At 60.0% G+C, this 20,764-nt stretch carries 21 protein-coding genes; 14 read left to right on the top strand and 7 right to left on the bottom strand.

Annotated elements, in window-relative coordinates; all coding sequences use genetic code 11:
* The first annotated feature begins 90 nt into the window (after positions 1-90).
* Positions 91-1,206, top strand: a complete 1,116-nt coding sequence (gene ychF / locus U1A53_RS03295) for a redox-regulated ATPase YchF (RefSeq protein WP_322278965.1) — start codon at positions 91-93, stop codon at positions 1,204-1,206.
* Positions 1,207-1,239: 33 nt separating this feature from the next.
* Here the strand turns inward: ychF and U1A53_RS03290 are convergent, their stop codons facing one another.
* Positions 1,240-1,788, bottom strand: a complete 549-nt coding sequence (locus tag U1A53_RS03290) for a hypothetical protein (RefSeq protein WP_322278963.1) — start codon at positions 1,786-1,788, stop codon at positions 1,240-1,242.
* Positions 1,789-1,863: 75 nt separating this feature from the next.
* Between U1A53_RS03290 and U1A53_RS03285 the strand changes: the two genes are divergently transcribed.
* From U1A53_RS03285 to U1A53_RS03275, 3 genes are read left to right on the top strand one after another with little or no spacing between them, the layout of a single operon-like run.
* On the top strand, positions 1,864-2,355 hold the full coding sequence (locus tag U1A53_RS03285; RefSeq protein WP_322278962.1) for a hypothetical protein: 492 nt from the start codon (positions 1,864-1,866) through the stop codon (positions 2,353-2,355).
* 18 nt (positions 2,356-2,373) lie between these two features.
* The gene (locus U1A53_RS03280; RefSeq protein WP_322278960.1) at positions 2,374-2,637 is read left to right on the top strand and encodes a hypothetical protein; all 264 of its coding nucleotides are present in this window, start codon (positions 2,374-2,376) and stop codon (positions 2,635-2,637) included.
* Positions 2,638-2,691: 54 nt separating this feature from the next.
* A complete protein-coding gene (locus U1A53_RS03275) occupies positions 2,692-4,071 on the top strand; it encodes a DUF1501 domain-containing protein (protein ID WP_322278959.1) in 1,380 nt (459 codons plus the stop codon).
* Here the strand turns inward: U1A53_RS03275 and U1A53_RS03270 are convergent.
* Positions 4,052-4,258, bottom strand: coding sequence for a hypothetical protein (locus U1A53_RS03270; RefSeq protein WP_322278957.1), 207 nt, complete (start codon positions 4,256-4,258; stop codon positions 4,052-4,054). The genes U1A53_RS03275 and U1A53_RS03270 overlap by 20 nt on opposite strands.
* Positions 4,259-4,285: 27 nt before the next feature.
* Between U1A53_RS03270 and U1A53_RS03265 the strand changes: the two genes are divergently transcribed.
* Both U1A53_RS03265 and U1A53_RS03260 read left to right on the top strand, forming a co-directional pair.
* Entirely contained in the window at positions 4,286-4,885 is a 600-nt protein-coding gene (locus U1A53_RS03265; protein WP_322278956.1) for a hypothetical protein, read from the top strand.
* Between the two features lie 32 nt (positions 4,886-4,917).
* The gene (locus tag U1A53_RS03260) at positions 4,918-7,089 is read left to right on the top strand and encodes a DUF1549 domain-containing protein (protein WP_322278955.1); all 2,172 of its coding nucleotides are present in this window, start codon (positions 4,918-4,920) and stop codon (positions 7,087-7,089) included.
* Here U1A53_RS03260 and U1A53_RS03255 read toward each other — a convergent pair.
* Both U1A53_RS03255 and U1A53_RS03250 read right to left on the bottom strand, forming a co-directional pair.
* Positions 7,083-7,403, bottom strand: a complete 321-nt coding sequence (locus U1A53_RS03255; protein WP_322278954.1) for a hypothetical protein — start codon at positions 7,401-7,403, stop codon at positions 7,083-7,085. The genes U1A53_RS03260 and U1A53_RS03255 overlap by 7 nt on opposite strands.
* Entirely contained in the window at positions 7,400-7,624 is a 225-nt protein-coding gene (locus tag U1A53_RS03250) for an addiction module protein (RefSeq protein WP_322278953.1), read from the bottom strand. The genes U1A53_RS03255 and U1A53_RS03250 overlap by 4 nt, the downstream gene beginning before the upstream one ends.
* Positions 7,625-7,684: 60 nt before the next feature.
* On the opposite strand from U1A53_RS03250, the gene U1A53_RS03245 reads away from it, so the two are divergent.
* Complete coding sequence (locus tag U1A53_RS03245) at positions 7,685-11,335, top strand: c-type cytochrome domain-containing protein (RefSeq protein ID WP_322278951.1); 3,651 nt, start codon at positions 7,685-7,687, stop codon at positions 11,333-11,335.
* A gap of 196 nt (positions 11,336-11,531) precedes the next feature.
* Here U1A53_RS03245 and U1A53_RS03240 read toward each other — a convergent pair whose 3' ends face one another.
* Entirely contained in the window at positions 11,532-12,089 is a 558-nt protein-coding gene (locus tag U1A53_RS03240; RefSeq protein WP_322278950.1) for a hypothetical protein, read from the bottom strand.
* A 176-nt stretch (positions 12,090-12,265) separates the two neighbouring features.
* Between U1A53_RS03240 and U1A53_RS03235 the strand changes: the two genes are divergently transcribed.
* Both U1A53_RS03235 and U1A53_RS03230 read left to right on the top strand, forming a co-directional pair.
* A complete protein-coding gene (locus U1A53_RS03235) occupies positions 12,266-13,630 on the top strand; it encodes a Gfo/Idh/MocA family oxidoreductase (RefSeq protein WP_322278948.1) in 1,365 nt (454 codons plus the stop codon).
* Positions 13,631-13,730: 100 nt separating this feature from the next.
* Positions 13,731-13,967, top strand: coding sequence for a hypothetical protein (locus tag U1A53_RS03230; RefSeq protein ID WP_322278946.1), 237 nt, complete (start codon positions 13,731-13,733; stop codon positions 13,965-13,967).
* Positions 13,968-14,109: 142 nt separating this feature from the next.
* Here the strand turns inward: U1A53_RS03230 and U1A53_RS03225 are convergent, their stop codons facing one another.
* On the bottom strand, positions 14,110-15,345 hold the full coding sequence (locus U1A53_RS03225) for a glycoside hydrolase family 71/99-like protein (RefSeq protein ID WP_322278945.1): 1,236 nt from the start codon (positions 15,343-15,345) through the stop codon (positions 14,110-14,112).
* 51 nt (positions 15,346-15,396) lie between these two features.
* On the opposite strand from U1A53_RS03225, the gene U1A53_RS03220 reads away from it, so the two are divergent.
* From U1A53_RS03220 to U1A53_RS03205, 4 genes are all read left to right on the top strand, one after another.
* Positions 15,397-16,455, top strand: a complete 1,059-nt coding sequence (locus tag U1A53_RS03220; protein ID WP_322278943.1) for a serine hydrolase domain-containing protein — start codon at positions 15,397-15,399, stop codon at positions 16,453-16,455.
* 63 nt (positions 16,456-16,518) lie between these two features.
* Complete coding sequence (locus U1A53_RS03215; protein ID WP_322278941.1) at positions 16,519-16,959, top strand: RidA family protein; 441 nt, start codon at positions 16,519-16,521, stop codon at positions 16,957-16,959.
* Positions 16,960-17,006: 47 nt separating this feature from the next.
* Positions 17,007-18,365: a tRNA (N6-isopentenyl adenosine(37)-C2)-methylthiotransferase MiaB gene (gene miaB, locus U1A53_RS03210; protein WP_322278940.1), complete on the top strand. Its 1,359-nt coding sequence runs from the start codon at positions 17,007-17,009 to the stop codon at positions 18,363-18,365.
* Positions 18,362-18,904, top strand: coding sequence for a GNAT family N-acetyltransferase (locus tag U1A53_RS03205; protein ID WP_322278939.1), 543 nt, complete (start codon positions 18,362-18,364; stop codon positions 18,902-18,904). Before miaB ends, U1A53_RS03205 begins: the two co-directional genes overlap by 4 nt.
* Here the strand turns inward: U1A53_RS03205 and U1A53_RS03200 are convergent.
* A complete protein-coding gene (locus U1A53_RS03200; protein ID WP_322278938.1) occupies positions 18,868-19,794 on the bottom strand; it encodes an adenylate/guanylate cyclase domain-containing protein in 927 nt (308 codons plus the stop codon). The genes U1A53_RS03205 and U1A53_RS03200 overlap by 37 nt on opposite strands.
* Positions 19,795-20,060: 266 nt before the next feature.
* Here U1A53_RS03200 and U1A53_RS03195 point away from each other — a divergent pair, with 266 nt between their 5' ends.
* Positions 20,061-20,735 carry a hypothetical protein gene (locus U1A53_RS03195; RefSeq protein ID WP_322278937.1) on the top strand — a complete coding sequence of 225 codons (675 nt, stop codon included), beginning with the start codon at positions 20,061-20,063 and terminating at the stop codon, positions 20,733-20,735.
* Positions 20,736-20,764: the final 29 nt, after the last annotated feature.

Below are 20,764 nucleotides of genomic sequence, written 5' to 3'. Positions count from 1 at the left end.
CGGAAAAAGGGCGCGGAGTCTCGCCGATGTGCTCCCAAGACGCAACGCCGCCTTGCTCATTTCTCAATCCGCCCTACTCTCGCCGCCCTTATGCTCAGAGCCGGTATCGTTGGCCTTCCAAACGTTGGCAAATCCACCCTTTTTAACGCAGTCACCCGCACCCGCAAGGCGGAGGCTGCCAACTATCCCTTCTGCACCATCGAGCCGAACACCGGCGTCGTCACCGTGCCGGATGAACGTCTCGCCGTTCTTTCGAAGATCTCCGGCTCCTCGAAGCTCGTCCCCGCTGCGATTGAATTCGTGGACATTGCCGGTCTCGTGAAAGGCGCGAGCCAGGGCGAGGGCCTTGGCAACAAATTTCTCAGCCACATCCGTGAAGTGGACGCCATCGTGCATGTCGTGCGCTGCTTTGAAGATGGCGACATCACCCACGTCAGCGGCACCATTGATCCCGTGCGTGACATCGAGGTCATCAACACCGAGCTGATTCTTGCTGACATGGACGCCATCCAGCGCCGCAAGGACAAGAGCGAAAAGAAGGCCCGCAGCGGCGACAAAGAGGCCAGGGCAGAGATTGCGCTGTGCGATCGCCTGATCCCACATTTCGATGCCGGCAAACCTGCCGTCACGCTCGAATGCAGTGATGACGAACTGAAGATGCTCAAAAGCTTCTTCCTCCTCAGTTCCAAGCCCTGCATCTTTGCCTGCAACGTCGCCGAATCCGAACTCGCCGCAGCCACCAACGACCCCGACGGGCATCGTTTCGTCGGCAAGGTGCGTGAGTATGTGAAGCACGCCCACGAAGCCAGTGCCGTCGTTGTCAGCGCCGCCATCGAGAGTGAACTGACCGATCTCTCACCTGAAGATGCCAAAGCCTACCTCGCGGACATCGGTGTCGATGACAGCGGTGTCTCGCTCTTCATCAAAGGCGTCTATGCCCTCCTCGGCCTCCAGACTTACCTGACCACGGGCGAGAAGGAAACCCGCGCTTGGACCATTGTGAAGGGTATGAAAGCTCCGCAGGCTGCGGGCGTCATTCACACCGACTTCGAGCGCGGCTTCATCGCCGCCGAAGTGGTGCATTACAACGATCTCGTCGAACTTGGCTCCAACGCCAAGGCCAAGGAAAAGGGCAAATGGCGCATTGAAGGCAAAGAATACGTCATGCGTGACGGCGACGTGGTGGAGTTCCGCTTCAACGTGTGAATGAGAGGAGCGCGGACACTTTTCTCCGCTCTGTCACTCTTTCCAAATACGCCCCTGACCCGTGCGCAAGGAGCGCTCCAGGCTGCCGAACAAGGCATTCAATTTTGCCTCCTCCTTCAGCACAAACTCAACCGTGTGTGCATGCGTGGACGCTGGATAATTCTTCACCACCTTCGGCTCCGTCAGCGTGTTTGAAACCCGTCCCGCCGCCTGCTCCACCGCTCCACGCGCACGATCCAGCGCCTGCTGGCCCGCGGTGATCATGCTGCTGCCTTCCACCTTCACCGGCTCCAGAAAGTAGAAGCGGATCACCTGCGCTGAATTCAGCGTCAGGTTCACCTCGACCACGCGTGCCACGCCATCAGAGATGTACTCGTGCTTCGAGAGGGCGATGATCGAATTGCAGCGCACGATGTAGTTGCCACCCTGCAAGCGGCCATCCCACAGACCATCACGAGTCACTTCATCCTGCTGCCCTTGCTGGCCGCCTTGTCCACTGGGATTCTGAGTCGGAGCGGTTTGGGCGTAGGCGTGAAGAGACGTGGAGAGCAGCAGTGCGAAGGTGGCGGCAATGGCTTTCATGTGACAGAATAGTGCTTGTTGATGAGGGGCGGCAGAGACTAGCATGCGCCGCGACTGGTTGAACAACCATTTTTTATGAAGACGTTGCGCTTCTTTTCCTGCCTGGCCGGTGGAGAGTGGCCGACCATGACGGTGGAGACGCTCCAGTTTCCCGTGTTCGGCCGCTATCGCGTGACGCATCGCCTGCCTGCGGTGGCTTTGTGTGCGTTGATTGCGGCCCTGACGTGGTCGCATTGGCGCTGGATCGGCATGAGCGCACTGGCTTTGGTGCTTTGGCTCGCTGTGCCGATGCTCGTCATTGACGTGGTGAACGCCTTTCAGCTTCGCGTCTGGGTGCGTCGCTTCGAAAAGCGGATTCATCCCTGGAATCTCGAAGCGTACGTCCAATCACAGCCTGCGCGCTTTCGGCTTCACATGCGGCATTACCAAGGGTTCGGCGTGAACGCGGTTCTTCCTGCCGCGGTGCTCGAAGACCTCGAATCCGGCTCGCTGTGCGTCGTATCGCCCCCGTCAGCCCGCATCGACGAAATCGCCGCCCGCAGCGGAATCGCGGTTCAAAGCCACTGACGTGCATTTTCCAATCCAATGCGCCAAACCACTGTCGTGCGAGTCCATCACCGCGCGCTTCCAACGTTCGCCGCATTTTCCACCGCAGCGCAGGCACGCGATGTCCATCGCGCCGCCGCCGCATTCGGCACAGTCTTGGGAGAACTGGCCGGCAGACCAATCCACACCGCAGCTCTGGCAATGATGAGCATTCATGGAGCCGAGAATACCGGCGCTCAGCGCTCATGGCAATCCACCCTGCTGCACGAAGCAGCCAAAGCCAAAGTGGCATCGTCCATTTAGATGTCGTCGCGGCTGGCGTATTAATCAGCAGTCCAATCCTCAACGCGCACCATCATGTTCAAATTCACTGACAAAGGCTCCGTCACCACCTGCGATGGTGTAACACGTCGCGATTTCCTCTCCGCTGGGACTCTCAGCGCGATTGGCCTCACCATGCCTGGTTTCGCCAAATTGAAGGCGGAGGGAAAGGTGGACCCCAAGAAGAGCAACAAGGCCTGCATCATGATCTTCAATCTCGGTGCGCCGAGCCAGCAGGATCTGTGGGACATGAAGCCGGATGCGCCGAGCGAGATCCGTGGCCCCTTCAAACCCATCCGCACGAAGAGCAACGCCTTCGAGATCTCCGAGATCCTGCCGCTGCACGCGAAGATCGCGGACAAATTCAGCCTCGTGCGCTCCTGCTACCACACCGCCGCCGCCGTGCATGACACGGGGCATCAGATGATGCAGACGGGCCGTCTCTTCACCGGTGGTGTGAACACGCCGCACGTCGGCAGTGCGCTGGAGTTTCTCCAAGGCCGCCGCAGCGATCTGCCCGCGCACATCATCCTCCCGGAGACGATGGGACCCACCGGCGGCAACATGCCGCATGGCCAGGACGCGGGTTTCCTCGGCAAAGCGTATGATCCCTTCGTCCTGAACGCGAATCCGTCGGAGAAGGACTTCAAGGTGCCCGATCTGCTCCCACCGAAAGAAATCAGCGAAGTGCGAATGGAACGCCGTCGTGAAATGCGCGAACTGGTGGACAGCAGCGTGCGGAATTTCGAATACAGCGAGCAGGCGAAGCTCATGGACAGCAATTTCGAGTCCGCCTACCGCATCATGACCAGCACGCAAGCCCGCGAGGCCTTCGATCTGACGAAGGAGCCGCTCAAGGTGCGCGAGCGCTACGGTTTGAACCGCTTCGGCCAGAGCTGCCTCCTCGCCCGCCGACTCGTCGAGCGTGGTGTGCGCTTTGTGACCGTGAACACCTTCATCACCGTGTTTGGCGAGATCACCTGGGACATCCACGGCTCCAAACCCTTCACCAGCATCGAAGGCATGAGAGACATCGTCGCGCCGATGTATGACCAGGGCTACAGCGCCCTCATCGAGGATCTGTTCCAGCGCGGCATGTTGGATGACACCATGGTCACCTGCCTCGCCGAATTCGGCCGCACGCCAAAGATCAATCCCGCCGGTGGTCGAGACCACTGGCCGAACTGCTGGACCGTGAACTTCGCCGGCGGCGGCGTCAAAGGCGGCGAAGTCATCGGCAAGTCCGACGATATCGGCGGCTACCCCACCGAGCGCCCCGTCGCGCCGAAGGAAATCGTTGCCACCATCTACCAAGCCCTCGGCGTCGATCTCCACACCGAACTCCCCGGCCCGCAGGGCAGACCGTATCCCGTCGTCGATTTCGGCACGCAGGCGATCAAGGAGCTGTTTGCGTAGCCTTCACCGCTTCGTCCTCCGCCTCGAGCTGGTCCAGCATCTTGAACATCTCCAAACCGCATGCTTCAGCGAGTTCAATATCTTCACGCTGGTCTTCGTGGTCCAAAAGCCACAGTTCATAGCTAACCGCGCGTCGTTCTCGCTCATTTAGCCCTCGCAGTGCTTTGATTATTTCTTCGACAGTCATTCTCCAAAATAGCCCACTAGATTACTGATGCAATTTATCCGCCCATTGCTGATGCTTCTGACTGCCGCTTCGTTCAGCGCTGCGGAGCGCCAGATCGTCGTCTGTAGGTCACCAGATGATCGCTTTGAGGTCGTCTTGGCTCATGACGGCGAGGGCTTGCCCGCGATCCAGCTTAGGGACGCCAAAACCAAGACGATTTTGGGTGATCAAATCACTGGAGGGTATGGATTGAACCTCGAAGCGGTGGCCGATGAGTTCAATACCGCCGCAGTTTGGAGTCCAGACTCCAAACAAGTTCTTTTGAAGCAGCGCGGAACCAAATGGAGCACCGAGGTAACTCTACTGCGCTTTGATAAAGGCAGTTTTGTCGAGATCAAACTGCCCGACCTATATCCTGTTGTCCTCAAAAACATCGGCGTCTCTTCCATCTATCGCCGTGCGTTCACTTCACCTCTTCGCTGGGTAAATGACTCAACGGTTGTCCTCAAACTGGAAGGTGATTGCGATCTCCCAGGTCTCAAACCCGAAGAAAGCCGCCGCTGGTTCGAATACGAGGCAATCATCGACCTCACCAACACCAAACAGCCCGTCATCAAGCGACTGGCACTCAAAGATCACAACGGTTGAATCCCATGACAGTTACCCGTCATATCCTTCTCTTGGCAACGCTTGCTTCGTCCCTTCACGCCGCCGAAGCCCCGTCCTTCCGCAACACCATCCAGCCCATCCTCACACGCTACGGTTGCGCGATGGGCGCGTGTCACGGCGCAGCCGCAGGTCAGGGCGGCTTTCGCCTTTCGCTGCGTGGATTCGATGACGAGGGCGATTGGATCTCGATCACGCGCAGCGCGAATGGTCGCCGCCTCACGATGGAAGATCCGGCGCGCAGTTTGATTTTGCTGAAGACCGTCAAAGCAGTGCCACACAAAGGTGACAAGCGCTTTGAAGTGAACTCACCGGAATACAAAGCCATATCCGACTGGATCGCCGCCGGTGCGCCGGGGCCAAAGGCGGATGATCCGCGCATCGTTTCGCTCGAAGTCTCGCACCCGCATCTCGTCACGCAGGCGGGCAAAACGGTGCAGCTCAAGGTCACGGCGAAGTTTAGCGACGGCCGCAGCGAGGACGTCACGCGCTGGACCAAATACAACGCCACCAACGCCAGCGTGGCCACGGTGGATGACACCGGCCTCATCAAAACCACCGGCAGTGGCGAAGGCAGCGTCAGCGCGTGGTATCTGAGCCGCCTCGCGCTCGCCACCATCACGATTCCGAACGCCAGCAACGTCGATCCCGCCGCCTTCGCCGCGCTGAAGCCACGCAACTTCATCGACGAACTCACGCTGAAAAAACTGCGCGAGCTGAACATCCCGCCGTCCGTCCGCGCCGAGGATCACGAGTTCCTGCGCCGCGCGTTTCTCGACACCATCGGCGTGTTGCCCACGCTCGATGAAACCCGCACCTTTCTCGCCGACAAGACCGCTGACAAACGTGACCGCCTCATCGACTCGCTGCTCCAGCGGCCTGAGTTCGTCGATTATTGGTCGCATCGCTGGAGCGATCTGTTGCTCGTCAATGGCGACAAACTCATGCCCGAGGCGATGTGGTCGTATTACAACTGGATCCGCCGTCACGTCGCCGCGAACACACCTTGGGACGCCATGGTGCGCGATCTCCTCACCGCCACCGGCAGCACGCTGGAGCATGGCGGCGTGAACTTTTTCGTCCTCAACGACGAACCCACCAAGTGCGCCGAAACCGTCAGCATCGCCTTCCTCGGCACCTCCATCGGCTGCGCGAAATGCCACAACCACCCGATGGAGAAATGGACCAACGAGCAGTATTACGGCTTCGCCAATCTGTTCGCCCGCGTCCGCACCAAGAACGGCACGCGGGCCGATGAGCGCGTGCTGTTCTCTGACACGCAGGGCGATCTCGTCGCCCCGCTCACCGGCAAACCGCCGCCGCCGCGTCCGCTCGATGTCACCACGCCCATCTCGATGACCTCCACCGAGGACCGCCGCATCGTGCTCGCCAATTGGCTCACCGGTGCCGACAACAAACTGTTCCAGCGCGCCATCGTGAATCGCGTGTGGGCCAATTTCTTCGGCGCCGGCCTCGTCGAAGCCGTCGATGACCTCCGCGTCACCAACGCCGCCAGCAACGAAGAACTGTTCGCCACCGCCTGCGCGCATCTCGTGCAGCACAAATTCGATTTGAAGGCCCTCATGCGCACCATTCTGCAAAGCGAGACCTACCAGCGCAGCAGCATCACGTTGCCCGAAAACATCACCGACCTCCGCTACGGCTCGCACTACGTCCCGCGTCGCCTCAAAGCCGAAATCCTCCTCGACACCATCTCGCAGGTCACCGCCGCGCCCACGACCTTCAAGATCGACAAACGCAACGCCAACAAAGGCACCAGCGAAAGCTACCCCATGGGCTTCCGCGCCCTGCAACTGCCCGACAGCAACATCGCCAGCTACTTCCTCAAGAGTTTCGGCCGCGCCGACCGCGTCGCCACCTGCGAATGCGAGCGCACCAACGAACCCAGCATGGCCCAGGCCCTCCACATCGCGAATGGCGAGACCCTGAACCTGAAACTCTCGCAGAAAGACAACCGCCTCGATGCCCTCCTCGCCAGCAAGCAACCCGACGCCAAAATCATCGAAGAAGCCTATCTTGTGACGCTGACTCGCCAGCCCACTGACCGTGAAATCGCGAAAGCCACCCAACTCCTCGCCACCGCCAAACCCGAAGACCGCCGCACCACGCTGGAAGACATCTTCTGGAGCCTGATGGGATCGAAGGAATTTTTGTTTAATCACTGATCGCCTGGATCACGCTCCGTTAGCGTGGTCCTCAAATCCTCGGGATTCCTCGCCGTATGCCACAGCAACGTCACAACCACCCAGTCCTGATGAATGCGAAAGTAGATCGCATACGGGAAGGGCTTGGCGAAGACGCGGCTGAACTCCTTGTAAACCTTTCGGTAAGTCCCCGCGAAACGGACAATCTCCGGCAGTTGAGCGCGGAACGCTGCCAAAAATCGGTCGCCAAGTTCGCGCCCGCCTTTCTTGTCATACCACGCCGCCGCTTCATCAGCGTCTTCCCAAGCTTCCGGGAGGATGCGAAGCTGTTTCATCCGCGTTTAGCTTTCACCAAGGCATCGAATTGTTCCAGCGTCAGTGCTCGCGAAGGGTCACGTTCAAATCGCGCCCAACGAGAGTCGAGTTCCCGCTTTTCTGCTTCACTGACTTCCAACTCATCATTGGCATCACCAATCGACTGCCAGAGCACTTCAACCATGAGCAGCTTCTCGCTCACGGGAAGCGCCTGCAATTTGCGGACATCTGCTGGATTCATGACGCAATTATCCAAGCCGCCTGCCTTTTTGCAACCCCGCTCTCATCACCCCTTTGCCTCATGAACCTCCTGCGTTCCATCCTCCTTCTCGTGCTGTCTCTCGCCACCTCCCACGCCCAAACCGTGGACTACACGAAGCAGATCGCCCCGCTGTGGGACACCTACTGCATCGACTGCCATAGCGCCGACGACGCGGATGGCGAATTCGTCTTGGACACCTTCGCGGCGCTAATGAAAGGCGGGAAGGAAGGCGCCGCCATCGTCGCGGGCAAAGGCAACGAGAGCATGCTGGTGAAATTCCTCGAAGGCCGCTCAGGACGCGGTGGAAAGAATGAATTCATGCCGCCGGGGAAGCGCGAGAAGCTCAAGCCGGAGGAAATCGCACTGATCAAAGCGTGGATCGATGCAGGCGCGAAAGGTCCAATCATCGCGGAAGGCAAACCGATGCCGAAGGAGGTCATCACGCCGAAAATCATGCCAACGGTGCCGCCGAAGCGTTCGATTCAGGCGGTGGCTTTCTCGTCGAAGGTGCAGCTCATCGCGGTGGGACGTTATGGCGAGGTTGAGCTGCTCAATCCGGTCACGCGGGCGGTGATTCGCAAGCTCACCGGCATCAAGGGCAAGGCCAACGCGGTCGCGTTTTCGCCGGATGGCGACGCCGTGTATGCCGCAGGCGGCGAAGCGGGCATCGTGGGCGAGGTGAAGCGCTGGAAGACGAGCGACGGCACCTTGCAGCAGTCGTTTGATGGACATCTCGATGCCGCGTATGCGCTCGCGGTTTCGCCGGATGGCAAATTGATCGCAACAGGAGCCTACGATCAAAAAATCCGCCTCTGGGACACGGCGACGGGCAAGGAAGTCGCGCTGCTCAAAGGCCACAACGGCGCGGTGAACGGCCTCTCGTTCCGCCCCGATGGCAAGGTGCTCGCCAGCGCCAGCGCGGACCGCACGGTGAAGCTGTGGGCCATTCCGACCGGTCAGCGGCTCGAAACGCTCTCGCAGCCGACGAAGGAGCAAACCAGCGTTGTTTTCAGCGCCGATGGCAAACAGCTCTTCGCCGCCGGTTCCGACAATCGCATCCGCCTTTGGAACATCAGCGCCGATGCCAAGGAAGGTACGAACAAGATCGTCACCAGCCGTTTTGCACATGAAGGTGGCATCTTGCGGCTCGCGCTGTCCCTCGACGGCAAACTGCTCGCCTCCACCTCGACCGACAAGTCGCTCAAGCTCTGGAGCACGGCCGATCTCACCGAAAAACTCCCGCTCGAAAAACAGCCGGACTGGTCCTCGGCCCTCGCCTTCACCGACAAAGCGCAACTCGTCGCCGGCCGCATCGACGGCACTCTCAGCGTCTATGAATCCACCACCGGCAAGACCGTGATGGCTCCCGCGCCTGCCAAGCCCGCAGTCGCGAAAAAAGCCGCCGCCAAAGCCGCGATGGCAGCCAAACCAACCATCACAACCATCACGCCACGCGGTTTGCACAACGGCATGGAGCAGCAGTTGGTCATCACGGGCAAAGAACTCGCGAACGCCACGGTGCAGTTCGCCGATGCACGTCTCAAACCTGCCGTCGATGCCGCCGCCAGTTCGCCGACGAAGCTCGTGTTCAAAGTCAAAGTGCCCGCTGACCTCCCGCGTGGCGGTTATGAAGTCTCCGCCCGCACCGCTCAGGGCGAGACGGCGAAAGTGAAACTCTTTGCCGATGACATCGCTCCCACGACCTCCACCGCCGCTGATTTCAAAGCCGCGCCGGTCGTTGTCGCCAACCTGCCCGCGAGTCTGTGGGGCACGCTCACGGAGATCGGCCAGCACGACGCGTATCGTTTCACCGCGAAGGCAGGCGAGGAACTCGTGCTCGATCTGGCCGTGGCGCAGATCGGCAGCACGGCGAAATCCCCCACGCTGGAGATCATGGACACGAACCGCACCGTGCTCGCCGTGAATCGCGGCCTCGACAGCGGCAGCGATCCTTTCCTCGCCTGGAAAGCGCCTGCCGATGGCGACTACATCGTGCTCGTGAGCAACACCACGATGGATGGCAGCGCCGATCATGCGTATCGCCTCACCATTGGCGCACTGCCATATGTCACCGCGTGGTCACCGCTCGCCGCGCAGGTCGGTAAGGACACGAAAGTCACGCTCATCGGCCATCACCTCGGCGACAAAGCCAGCGTGATGATGAAGGCCGACAAAGAAGGCCTGATGAACGTGCCGCTCGATGCGAAGACGCTGCGCTTCCGCTCGATGCCGGTGCTGCGTGCGAGTGCTCGCATGCATGTCGATGGCACAACCACGCATGAGGTGACCGCTCCCGTGACGGTGAATGGCGTGCTTGGACGTAAAACGAGTTTTCCAACTCGTTCTCCGGAGTTCCCGAACGAGTTGGAAAACTCGTTCTACTTCACCGCTAAAAAAGGCCAGACGTGGATCATCGAGACGCTCGCCGCCCAAGCCGGTTCTCCTGCCGACACAAAGCTCGACATCCTCCACGCTGACGGCCAGCCGGTGCCGCGCGTGATGCTCCAGGCCGTGCGCGACAGCTACAACAACTTCCGCAGCGTCGATGCCAACAACCCGGACATCCGCCTGCAAAATTGGGAGGAGATGGAGCTCAACGAGTTCGTCTATTTCAATGGCGACGTGATGAAGATCGTGCGCATGCCGCGTGGGCCGGATGGCGGCTGCTTCTTCTACATCAACGGCGGCAAACGCCGCGCCTACTTCGACACCAGCGCCACCTCCCACTCGCTCGACGAACCCTGCTACGTCGTCGAGCCACGCCCCATCGGCAGCCAAATCGTGCCGAACGGACTGCCCGTCTTCACGCTCAACTACGCCAACGACGACAGCGACGACCGCAAGCTCGGCAGCGATTCGCGCCTCACCTTCACCGCGCCTGCTGATGGCCGTTACATCGTCAAAGTCACCGACACACGCGGATGGAACGGCGAGCGCTTCGTCTATGCCCTCACCATCCGCGAGCCGAAGCCCGACTTCACCGTCAAACTCGCTGGCGCGAACCCCACCGTCATGCCCGGAGCCTCCATCGGCTTCTCCTTCCGCGCGGATCGTGTCGATGATTTCGACGATCCCATCCAGATCGACATCACCGGCCTGCCGCAGGGTTATTTCGCCTCCTCGCCGCTCCTCATCGAAGCCGGGCACGATTTGATCAGCGGATCACTCCACGCCGCGCCCGATGCCAAAGCGGATGCCAATTGGAGCCAGCTCAAGATCACCGCGAAGGGCAAAGGCATCACGCACGACGCCGGAACTTTCGGCAAAGTCACGCTCGGTGCTGTGCCGAAGTTCATCATCGTCATGGAGCCCGACAACGGCGGCAAAGCCGTCATGCGCGAGATCAAAGACGAAACCAAGCCCCTCGAAATCACCCTCGTCCCCGGCCAGACCGTGAAGGCCTGGATTCGCGCCGTGCGCCAGGGCAACGACGGCCTCATCAACCTCGACGTGCATGGCCTGCCACACGGCGTCATCGTCGATGACATCGGCCTCAACGGCGTGCAAATCCGCGAGAAAGAAAACGAACGCCCCATCTTCTTCCGCGCCGCCAACTGGGTCCAGGATCAGGACAAACTCGTCCACGCCGCCCTCAGCTCCGCGAGGAATGAGCACGACAGCGCTGGCTTGCAGACGTGCTTTCCGATGTTGCTGAAGATTCGGAAGGTGGCGGGCGTGGCGGTGAAGTGAGGCGTGCGATGAGCGCGGTAGCGTCCTGGAGTGCTCCAGCCCTCTGGAGCTTTCCGACGAAGCGTTGGATCAACACCTTTCGAGAAGCGGCGAGACGAAGATTGGCCTTCGGAGTTGTGGGTGCTGATGTTTGCCACTCGGCTCTCGAAAGCGCCGGAGGACCGGCGCACTCCAGGACGCTGTCGCTCCATACGGTTCACCAGTCTGGATCGACATCGAATTCATCCTCCACCTTCACCTTGTCGGTCTTGAAGCGGCGGATGGATTTCACCATCGCGGGACTTGTGGTTTCCTCAAACCACGCGGCTGAGCACCAAGGGTAGCCTTTGGCTATGGCGACCAAGCCGTGGTGAACCGCGTTGCCGTGCGTGTAGTTCAAGCGGGCGAAATACGACGTAGGGTGTGTAAGCTGAGTCTCGCGGAAGTTATGCCACACGTTTCTACCGGGCATCTTGTCGAGCTTGTTCACCCAGCCGCTGAGTTTCACATGCAACACACTGAGCATTTCTGACAGCGAGCCTGGATCAGCCGGTGATTTGGCGATGAAGTGGTAGTGGTTGGAGAAGATCGCCCACGCTTCCAGATTCCAACCATATTCTTTGGTGACCGTCAAAAGACCGCGCTGCACGACTTCGAGGCGTTGTGGGCTGCGAAAGTGATGGGCTTTCAGATAGGTTGCGGCTGTCACGAAGTAGGTGCCGCGCTCTGTCAGTCGGTGCGGAGGTGCGTGAGGCCAGTCGATGGTCTTGGGCATGAGGGCAGGTTGTCGAAAATGGACGGGCTTGGCAAGCGCGTCAGCGTTTTGGAGTGCGCCGGTCCTCCGGCGTTTTTCGAATGTCCCTTGGCGTTCGGAAAGCTCCAGAGGACTGGAGCACTCCAGGACGCTGTCGCGTGAGAGAGCACCCCATGAAATCACGTTCACACGGCCTCATGAACCGACGCTCCTTCTTCAAACAAACCGCCGCTTATGTCTCCGCACCCTCCATCCTGAGCGCGAAGTCGCCGAATTCGATGTTCCAGGTCGCGTCCATCGGCGTCGGTGGCATGGGCGGGAACACGATGATGAGCGTGCTGCAGCATGCGAAAGTGCGCATCGTGGGCATGTGCGATGTGGATGCGAAGACGCTGGCACTGGCGCAGCGTGGCGAGAGTTCGCGGCGGAAGGAGCATCAAGGCTCAGAGGCAAAGGAACGGCTCGACGAGGCGGCAACGTTTCGTGATTATCGCGAGATGATTGCCAAGCTTGGCGACACGGTCGATGCGATCACCATCGGCACGCCGGATCACATGCATGCGGCGCAGGCGGTGACGGCGTTGCGGGCGAAGAAGCATGTCTATTTGCAGAAACCGCTCACGCATCACATCCACGAGGCGCGGATTCTCGGCGCTGAGGCGGCGAAGGCCGGCGTGACGACGCAGATGGGCACCCAGGGGCACTCCAGCATCGAAACCTCGCTGGCGGTCGATCTCATCAAGAGCGGGGCCATCGGCAAGGTGAAGGAAATCATCTGCTGGGAGAACAAGAAGGCGAATTGGTGGCCGAAAGTCACCGAACGTAAAGGGCAGGCCGATACCGTGCCGGAGCACATCGACTGGAACCTGTGGCTCGGCGTCGCGAACGAAGTGCCGTTCCTCGAAGGCGCGTATCATCCGTCCATGTGGCGCTCGTGGGTCGATTTCGGTGTCGGCATGATGGGCGACATGGGCTGCCACTACTTCGATGTCGTCTTCGCCTGTCTCGGTCTCGCCGCTCCGACACGCGTTCGTTGCCTCGACGAAGGCAGCAAGGGTGATCTCTACGCGCAGAAGCGCCATCTCGAACTCGAATTCCCCGGCACACCACTCACTGCGGGTGACAAGATCAAGATGACCTGGAGCGATGGCGGTTATCCGTATGACAGCCGCGTCATCAAGCCCAGCGTTCTCACCAAGGACACCCCGAGCGGCATTTTCTTCATCGGCGAGAACGGCGGCATCTTCAAACCGCACAGCCAGCGCCCGTGGCTTGTGCCCGAGGCGAATTTCACCGGCCACACCTATCCGAAGACGCGCATCGCCAATCACTACACCGACTGGGTCGATGCTTGCATGAAAGGCGCGAAAGCCAGCACCGATCTGCCGACCTACGGCTGCCCTGTGACGGAGGCTGTGCTTCTCGGTGTGCTTGCCGAGCGCAATCCCGGCGGTTGGATCGAATGGGACGCCGCAGCAGGCAAAGTCACCAACAAGCCCGAGCTGAATGCCCAGCTCACACGGAAGTATCGCGACGGATGGAGTGTCGAAGGGTTGGGTTGAACGGGTGCTTAACATTCACAAAGCAAGAGCAAAAATCAGCGCAAGTTTGGCATCGCGAAGGTTGCACGTGGCGGAGTGCGTCGTAGCATGCGCACGTCTCATGAGCGCGCACGAGCACAAACCCGATTCACGTCTGAAGCAGGCGGAGAAGATCGCCACCCATCCCGAGCAGTACAAAGTCTGCGAAGGCTGTGGTTCCATCGTGGTGACGCGTGCCGTGACCTGCCCGAGCTGCCATGCCTACCTGTTCGACAACACGCCGGTGCGCGTGATCGCACAGGCGAAGGAACTGGCGCTGCGTGCCGCGAATTCGGTGCTGGCGTCGGACTTGTCGTGAGGGAGCGCGAGTATTCTACTCGCCTGACCTTCCTGCCGCGTGGAAGGCTGCCAAAAGGTGGAAAAGGGAACGGCGTGGCCTGTTTGACAGCGCTGAGCAAGACAAGTGGCGAGTAGGCTTCGCCATACTCGCGCTCCACGATTCAACGTGCTGGCATTTCAGCCGATTCTTCACCACGCAGCAGCTTGCCGAGCATGCCGGTGAGCCAGAGATAATGATCGTTCGGCAGATCAGGCTCGGCGAGGAATCGACTGTCGCCCACAGGTGGCTGATTCATGGTTTTGAAAATGGAGGTGCCTTCATCCAGCTCGTCAAACATGGCGACGTAAAGCATCTGCGCACCGGCCTGCTTGGCCGCGAGCGCCTGTGACCAGAGGAACTGGCCGCCAAGACGTGGAATGGCATCAAACTTGGCTTCCTGGCCGCGTGACTTGGAGAGGTTCTGCCAGCTAAAGCCGGGGAAGATCACGGGCAGGTAGTCGAGCTTGCGCTCCGCACACCACGCAACGTCCGGCTTCAAGGTTTTCTCGATCCGATTGGCGGCATCCTGCGGCGTGCCGAGCCTTCCCACGGCCCACGGGCTGACGATGTCGGCGCGGGAGATGAGTTCGTGGAGCCTGGGGTCTTTGACGCAGTCGCGATCGAGCGTGCGCCAGTAGTAGGGCACGCCGAGCATGATGGCGCAGCCGCCGAACACGGGATCATCGCGCAGGAAGGTGATCAGGCGTGACCATTCATCGAGCATCGGCGCACGGTCGTTGAAGCCGAGGCCCCAGAGGGCGACAAGCGGCTTGCCGTGATGATGGAAGTAAGCGGAACCATCGCGGTCGAGGCGTTTTTCGGTGATGAGGCGTTTCCAGTCGTCTATCACGAGTTGAATGCTGTCTTCTTTGATGCCGCTGAGGTCATACATGAGCGTCCAGCCGCGTCCGTTGGCTTTCGCGGCGGCCTGGCAGTGTGAGAGCACCTGGTCCATCGGCTCGCGGAAGTGCTTGTCGCGTGTGGTGGTGGCGAAGCGTTGCACGAAGGCACCGTCGATGCCGTAGTCACGCATCCATTTGAAATGAAGCTGCGCGACGGATTCGCGCACGGAGCTGAAGACCTCGGCGGTGCGACCGTCGGCATGCTTGAACGGCGTGGCGAAGCGGTCCTGCGGCGGCAGCTCGCTCACATCCGGCCACATCTCGATGTGCGCGTGTCCGGGTTCGAATTTTCCGCCAGCGGCGTAGTGATGCCAGCCGTTGTTGCTGCCATCGCCTTCGCAGCGGAACCAGCCCTGATAACCGCAGACGACTTTGCCGATGAGCGTGCTGGTATCGACGACCTGGGCGTGAACGCAGCAGGTGAGCAAGGAAAGCAACGCGAGGGATTTGACCATGCGGATGTTTTCATTGACGGACGGGAGACGTCAAGGTGTGATGCTGCCCGTATGAAACGACGCGCATTTGTGGGTTCGCTGGCCGCATGGCCGGTCTTTGCGGTCACGCCGGAGAAATCCGAGGAGGCGACGATTCGCGGCATCGCGGAGGGATTTCTTCGCGAGCATGGCATCCAGGGCATGAGCATCGCCTATGGCCGGGATGGAAAGATTGAATTCGAGCAAGGCTACGGCTTTGCGGATTCAGAAGGCAAGGAAGCGGTCACGCCGGAGCACCGCTTCCGTATAGCCAGCATCTCGAAGCCGATCACGGCCACGGCGATCATGATGTGCGTCGAAAAAGGGCTGCTCAAACTCGACACCAAGGTTTTTGGCCCGCAGGGCATCCTCGGTGGCGATCACAGCGGCGATGTGGCCTCGATGACGGTCGATCATCTGCTCACGCACACGAGCGGCGGTTGGGCGAACGACAAGAACGACCCCATGTTCAAGAACACGGCGATGAAGCACGATGAACTCATCGCGTGGACGCTGGCGAACCAAAAACAGACGCACAAGCCGGGTGAGCACTACGCGTATTCGAACTTCGGCTACTGCGTGCTGGGCCGTGTGCTGGAGAAGGTGACGAAGTTACCCTACGAGGCGCTGATCACGCAGCAAGTGCTGGCGAAATGTGGTGTCACGAGCATGAAGATCGCCGGAAACACGCTGGCGGAGCGTCAGTCGAAGGAGGTCATGTATCACGCGGAGAAGCCGGGAGCGGCCTATGGCATGAACGTGGTGCGTATGGATTCGCACGGCGGATGGATCGCCACAGCGGGCGATCTGGTGCGCTTCGCATCGCAGTTGCCGAAGCTGCTGAAACCGGACTCAATCCGCACGATGACGACGGCTGGCGTGGGAGGAAGCTATGCGCGCGGCTGGAGCGTGAACAAGGTGCCGAACTGGTGGCATGGCGGCTCGTTGCCCGGCACGAGCACGATCATGGTCCACACCGCCAAAGGCCTCTGCTGGGCCGGTTTGCTCAATGGCCGCAAGGAGGGTCTAGGTGGGGCGCTAGACAAGCTGATGTGGCAGATGGGCCGCGAGGTGAAGGCTGGGGGAGTTTGAATGCGGTGGTTTGCCAGTTTTCGTTTTCCAAATCGTATTCTGCATCCACTTCTCACTCCCACCATGACTCCCCAGCAAAAAGCAGAATCCCTCGGCCTCACTTTCACGAAACAAGCCCCCGGCTACCTGAACCTCTGCATCCGCAGCGGCAATCAGCTCCTCACCTCCGGTCACGTCAGCGATCTCAAGGGCAAGCTGGGTGCAGGCGTCTCGACCGAGGACGGCTACAAGGCGGCGAAGAACTGCGCGGAGAAGGTGCTGCGCTCCGTCTGGGACACGCATGGAACGCTGGATGGTCTGAAGGTCATCAAAGTGCTCGGCTGCGTGAACTCGACGCTGGAATACAGCGACCAGCATTTGGTGATCAACGGCTGCTCCGACCTGCTGCATGAGATTTTCGGCAAAGAAGGCGACGGCTACCACGCCCGCAGCGCTCTTGGCTTTGCGCAGCTCCCCACGGGTGCGGCGGTGGAAGTCGAGGCGATCTTTGAGATCAAGGCGTAGGAGGTTGTTTTTGGGGCGGGCGTGGGTATTCTCCGCGCCCCGCAGACATGCCACGCGTCCATATCAAGACTTACGGATGCCAGATGAACGAGCGCGACACCGAGCAGGTGTCGCAGATGTTCGTCGAGCGCGGCTATACCATGACGGGGACGGATCTGGATGCGGATGTGGTGTTGATCAACACCTGCTCCGTGCGTGACCAGGCGGAGCAGAAGGCACTGGGCAAGATGGGCATGGTGCGGCGGCGCAAGGTGCCGCTGGTGACTGGATTCATGGGCTGCATGGCGCAGAGCCGCGGCAGCGAGCTGGTGGGCAAGGCCAAGGTCGATCTCGTGGTCGGCACGCAGAAGTATCATCGCGTGGTGGATTATGTGGATGAAATCATCCGGGCCAAGGAAGCGCGGCAGATGGACGAGGAGCGCTTCTCCATTGTCGATGTGGATGAGGAAGAAGCCTCGCAAAACACGATCCGTGACCACACGCTGAAGGAGAAGCAAGCAAGCGCCTTCGTGAGCATCATGCAGGGGTGCAACATGAAGTGTACCTTCTGCATCGTGCCATACACGCGTGGCGAGGAACGCGGCAGGCCCATCACGGACATCTTGGAGGAAGTGCGGCGGCTCGCAGACCGTGGCGTGAAGGAAGTGACATTGCTGGGGCAGATCGTGAATCTCTATGGCCGGCACGAGTTTCCGACCGTCGATGGCAAAAGCCCGTTTGTGCAGCTCTTGGAGGCCGTGCATGAGGTTCCGGGCATCCAGCGCATTCGTTTCACGAGTCCGCATCCGATTGGCTACAAGAAGGATTTGATCGAGGCATTCACTTACCTGCCGAAACTGGCCGAGCATGTGCATCTGCCGGTGCAAAGCGGCAGCGATGCCATTTTGAAGCGCATGCACCGGCCTTACACGACAGCGAAGTTTACCGAACTCGTGCAGCGCATTCGCGCGGCGCGTCCAGACATCGCGGTGACGACGGATGTGATCGTGGGCTTCCCCGGTGAGACGGAGGAGCACTATCTGGAGACGCGAAAACTCTTTGAAGACATCCGTTTCGACAATGCCTTCGTGTTTCGTTACTCGAAACGCCGTGGCACGCCTGCGGCGGAGATGGAAGAGGCGATGCAGGTGCCTGAGCGCGTGAAAGAGGAGCGAAACCAGGATTTGCTGTCGCTGGTGAATAGCATCGCACTGCCGATGTATGACGCGCTCGTGGGCAAGGATGTCGAGATTTTATGCGAAGGGCCGAGCAAGACGAATGAGGCGCGGCTCACCGGTCGCACGGGTTCCAATCGTATCGTGGTCTTTGAAGGCAATCGTGATCGCCATGTGGGCGAGATTTTCAACGTGCGCATCACGGAGGCGGCCAATTTCACCTTGTTTGGTGATCCGGCGTTATTGGCATGAGTGCGAAGCTTCAAATCGAGCTGCAGCCGCTCTCGCGAGAGCATGTGGCGTCGTTTTGCCGGCTGGTGGTGGCGTTGGCGGAGTTTGAAAAACTTCCGCCGCCGGAAGAAGCAGCTCAGGCGAGATTAATCGAAGATGCGCTGGGGGCGAAGCCTCGTATTGAAGTGTGGCTGGCGTTTGTGAGCGAGGATGCTGAGCCTTGCGGCTACATGATCCTCGTGGAGACGTATTCGAGCTTTCTAGCGCTTCCGACATTGTATCTCGAAGACCTGTTTGTGCTGCCGGAGCGGCGTAAAGCCGGTGTGGGTGGCACTTTGCTAAAAAAAGCCGTGTGCCTCGCGCATGAGCGCGGTTGTGGCCGCATGGAGTGGACAGCCCTGGACTGGAATGTGAACGCGCAGCAGGTCTATGAGCAACGTCTTGGCGCGAAGCGCATGGGCGAGTGGCTGCTCTACCGAATGACGCGGGATGACATGGCCTCGTATCTGGCCGCCGGCAGCGGTCAGAGCGACACCGTCGGGAAATCCAGCAGCGAGTAAACTTCGACGGGTTCCGGTTGTCCTTTGACGGGATGCACGCCTGCGTTTTGATAAAGCTGCTGTCCTTCGGGCCAGCCATGCAGGAATGGGGCACCGGCGAGCACGGGCACCTGGAGTTTGCGGGTCAGGCTTTCGATACGGAAGGTCACGTTCACCGCCTCACCCACGGCAGTGTTCACCCCGCGACCCATCGCGCCGAGCGCCACATCACCGATGTTCAACCCGACGTGACAGTGAACTTCCAGATTCATGTTCTCCCGCAGCCATTTGCGCTTGGGCGAGTTGCCAGCGTCGGGACTGCTGAGCAGCTTGGCGGCCTCGGTGGCCCTGACGCGGGTGGTGTGGTCGTCACCGGGCCAGTAGGCAAAGACACCGTCGCCGATGAATTTGTCGATGATGGCATCGCGAGATTTCAGCACCTGCTCACACTGCGCATACCATTCACGTAGCATGGCGGCGACTTCTTCGGCACTGAGCTGGGCGGAGATGGAGGTGAAATTGCGCAGGTCGCCGACCAGCAGCGTGGCCTTCACGGTCTTCACCGGCAGGGCGATGGTGTGGAGCGATTGAGTGCTGACGTTGCTGGACTCGCTCGGGGGGCGCTCTTCATCCTGGCTGTCGAAAACAAAAATGCTGGTGCCGAACTGCACGCGGTCACCATGGCGCAGCGCGCGCGCGGTGGTCACGGCCACGTCATTGACGAAGCTGCCGTTCGCGCTGCCAAGGTCAGAGACCCAGAACAACTGCCCATCACGCCGGATCGTGGCATGCTGGCGCGACACACCGCCGTCCAGCAACCGGATGGAAGCATCCGGGCTGCGACCGATCAGGTTGAAGTCCTCCAGGACAATCTCCTGACCTTTCTCGACTGATTTGAGTGTGGCTCCCATGCGGGTTGGTTGCTGAATATCTTTTTGAAGCAATTTGCGCACCATTAGTCAAGCGCGGTCATGCTCTAGCTACAAGGTTTTTCGCAGCTTCTTTCTTGGAGAAAAATCGTTGGCTGGAAAAACAACCCTCCAATCGGATCGAAACCTGTGACCACGATGCATTTGCCATTTGGCGCGAGCATCTCCACCATGTGCCCATGCTTCTTCGAATTTTCCGCAGACGACTCCTAAGAATCGTCTTTCCGGTCGTCACGGCCGCCACAGGCATGGCACGAGCCCATGTGGTTCCCAGCATGACCGTCGAAGCGGATTTTGCCGCCGATCAGAGCTACGTTCTGCGCATCAATGTGGATCCACGAACCTTCCTGGCCGCTGATCCCACAACGCTGCCCCCCGTCCCCGCCTCATGGTACCGGGAGCAGACACCGGATCAGATGGCCGCCACGCATCAGAAAGCGCAGGAATACCTCTCCAGTGCGCTCGGCGTGCTGTTTGGAGGTCAAAAAAGCGTCCTGCCCGCCTGTGAGGTCCAGGCCATCGACGGAGCCGACAACACGCCGTTCAAAGAGGACACTCAGGAGGTGCATTTGCTCGCCACCGTCAAAGGGCGGGTGCCAACAGGGGCGGCCACATTCCAGATCGAGTTTGCCAAAGACGCCAACACCAGCCTGATCCTGCTGCACACCCAGGCGGGGAAAGCCGAACTGCGTCCGCAGGTGATTTTTCCGGGTGAAACTAGCCGGGCTTTTCAGTTCACCCAGGCTGCCGAACCTCCTCCCGCATCCCCGGCACCACTTCCGCCTTCCAACTCCAATCGTCTTTACCTCATCATCGCGCTCTCCGTTGCCTGCATCATCGTCACTGTCGGCTGGCAGTTGTTGAAGCGTTATCGCCACCATCACCGGCTCCACCGAAGGCCGCGTAGCGATGGCCCATTGTGAACAACTCCCTCTTGTTCACCTCTCCGAAA

It is taken from the genome of Prosthecobacter sp. (genome assembly GCF_034366625.1).
Classification (GTDB): Bacteria; Verrucomicrobiota; Verrucomicrobiia; order Verrucomicrobiales; family Verrucomicrobiaceae; genus Prosthecobacter.
This window is presented reverse-complemented; position numbering and strand designations above follow the sequence as displayed.

What these genes read in the sequence shown, in the direction of transcription:
- ychF (WP_322278965.1), top strand. Translation starts at nt 91, where the DNA reads ATGCTCAGAGCCGGTATCGTTGGCCTTCCAAACGTTGGCAAATCCACC.
- U1A53_RS03200 (WP_322278938.1), bottom strand. Translation starts at nt 19,794, where the DNA reads ATGGGAGCCACACTCAAATCAGTCGAGAAAGGTCAGGAGATTGTCCTG.
- U1A53_RS03225 (WP_322278945.1), bottom strand. Translation starts at nt 15,345, where the DNA reads ATGGTCAAATCCCTCGCGTTGCTTTCCTTGCTCACCTGCTGCGTTCAC.
- U1A53_RS03220 (WP_322278943.1), top strand. Translation starts at nt 15,397, where the DNA reads ATGAAACGACGCGCATTTGTGGGTTCGCTGGCCGCATGGCCGGTCTTT.
- U1A53_RS03265 (WP_322278956.1), top strand. Translation starts at nt 4,286, where the DNA reads ATGCAATTTATCCGCCCATTGCTGATGCTTCTGACTGCCGCTTCGTTC.
- miaB (WP_322278940.1), top strand. Translation starts at nt 17,007, where the DNA reads ATGCCACGCGTCCATATCAAGACTTACGGATGCCAGATGAACGAGCGC.
- U1A53_RS03255 (WP_322278954.1), bottom strand. Translation starts at nt 7,403, where the DNA reads ATGAAACAGCTTCGCATCCTCCCGGAAGCTTGGGAAGACGCTGATGAA.
- U1A53_RS03285 (WP_322278962.1), top strand. Translation starts at nt 1,864, where the DNA reads ATGAAGACGTTGCGCTTCTTTTCCTGCCTGGCCGGTGGAGAGTGGCCG.
- U1A53_RS03290 (WP_322278963.1), bottom strand. Translation starts at nt 1,788, where the DNA reads ATGAAAGCCATTGCCGCCACCTTCGCACTGCTGCTCTCCACGTCTCTT.
- U1A53_RS03195 (WP_322278937.1), top strand. Translation starts at nt 20,061, where the DNA reads ATGGCACGAGCCCATGTGGTTCCCAGCATGACCGTCGAAGCGGATTTT.
- U1A53_RS03230 (WP_322278946.1), top strand. Translation starts at nt 13,731, where the DNA reads ATGAGCGCGCACGAGCACAAACCCGATTCACGTCTGAAGCAGGCGGAG.
- U1A53_RS03215 (WP_322278941.1), top strand. Translation starts at nt 16,519, where the DNA reads ATGACTCCCCAGCAAAAAGCAGAATCCCTCGGCCTCACTTTCACGAAA.
- U1A53_RS03205 (WP_322278939.1), top strand. Translation starts at nt 18,362, where the DNA reads ATGAGTGCGAAGCTTCAAATCGAGCTGCAGCCGCTCTCGCGAGAGCAT.
- U1A53_RS03270 (WP_322278957.1), bottom strand. Translation starts at nt 4,258, where the DNA reads ATGACTGTCGAAGAAATAATCAAAGCACTGCGAGGGCTAAATGAGCGA.
- U1A53_RS03250 (WP_322278953.1), bottom strand. Translation starts at nt 7,624, where the DNA reads ATGAATCCAGCAGATGTCCGCAAATTGCAGGCGCTTCCCGTGAGCGAG.
- U1A53_RS03235 (WP_322278948.1), top strand. Translation starts at nt 12,266, where the DNA reads ATGAACCGACGCTCCTTCTTCAAACAAACCGCCGCTTATGTCTCCGCA.
- U1A53_RS03245 (WP_322278951.1), top strand. Translation starts at nt 7,685, where the DNA reads ATGAACCTCCTGCGTTCCATCCTCCTTCTCGTGCTGTCTCTCGCCACC.
- U1A53_RS03280 (WP_322278960.1), top strand. Translation starts at nt 2,374, where the DNA reads ATGCGCCAAACCACTGTCGTGCGAGTCCATCACCGCGCGCTTCCAACG.
- U1A53_RS03240 (WP_322278950.1), bottom strand. Translation starts at nt 12,089, where the DNA reads ATGCCCAAGACCATCGACTGGCCTCACGCACCTCCGCACCGACTGACA.
- U1A53_RS03275 (WP_322278959.1), top strand. Translation starts at nt 2,692, where the DNA reads ATGTTCAAATTCACTGACAAAGGCTCCGTCACCACCTGCGATGGTGTA.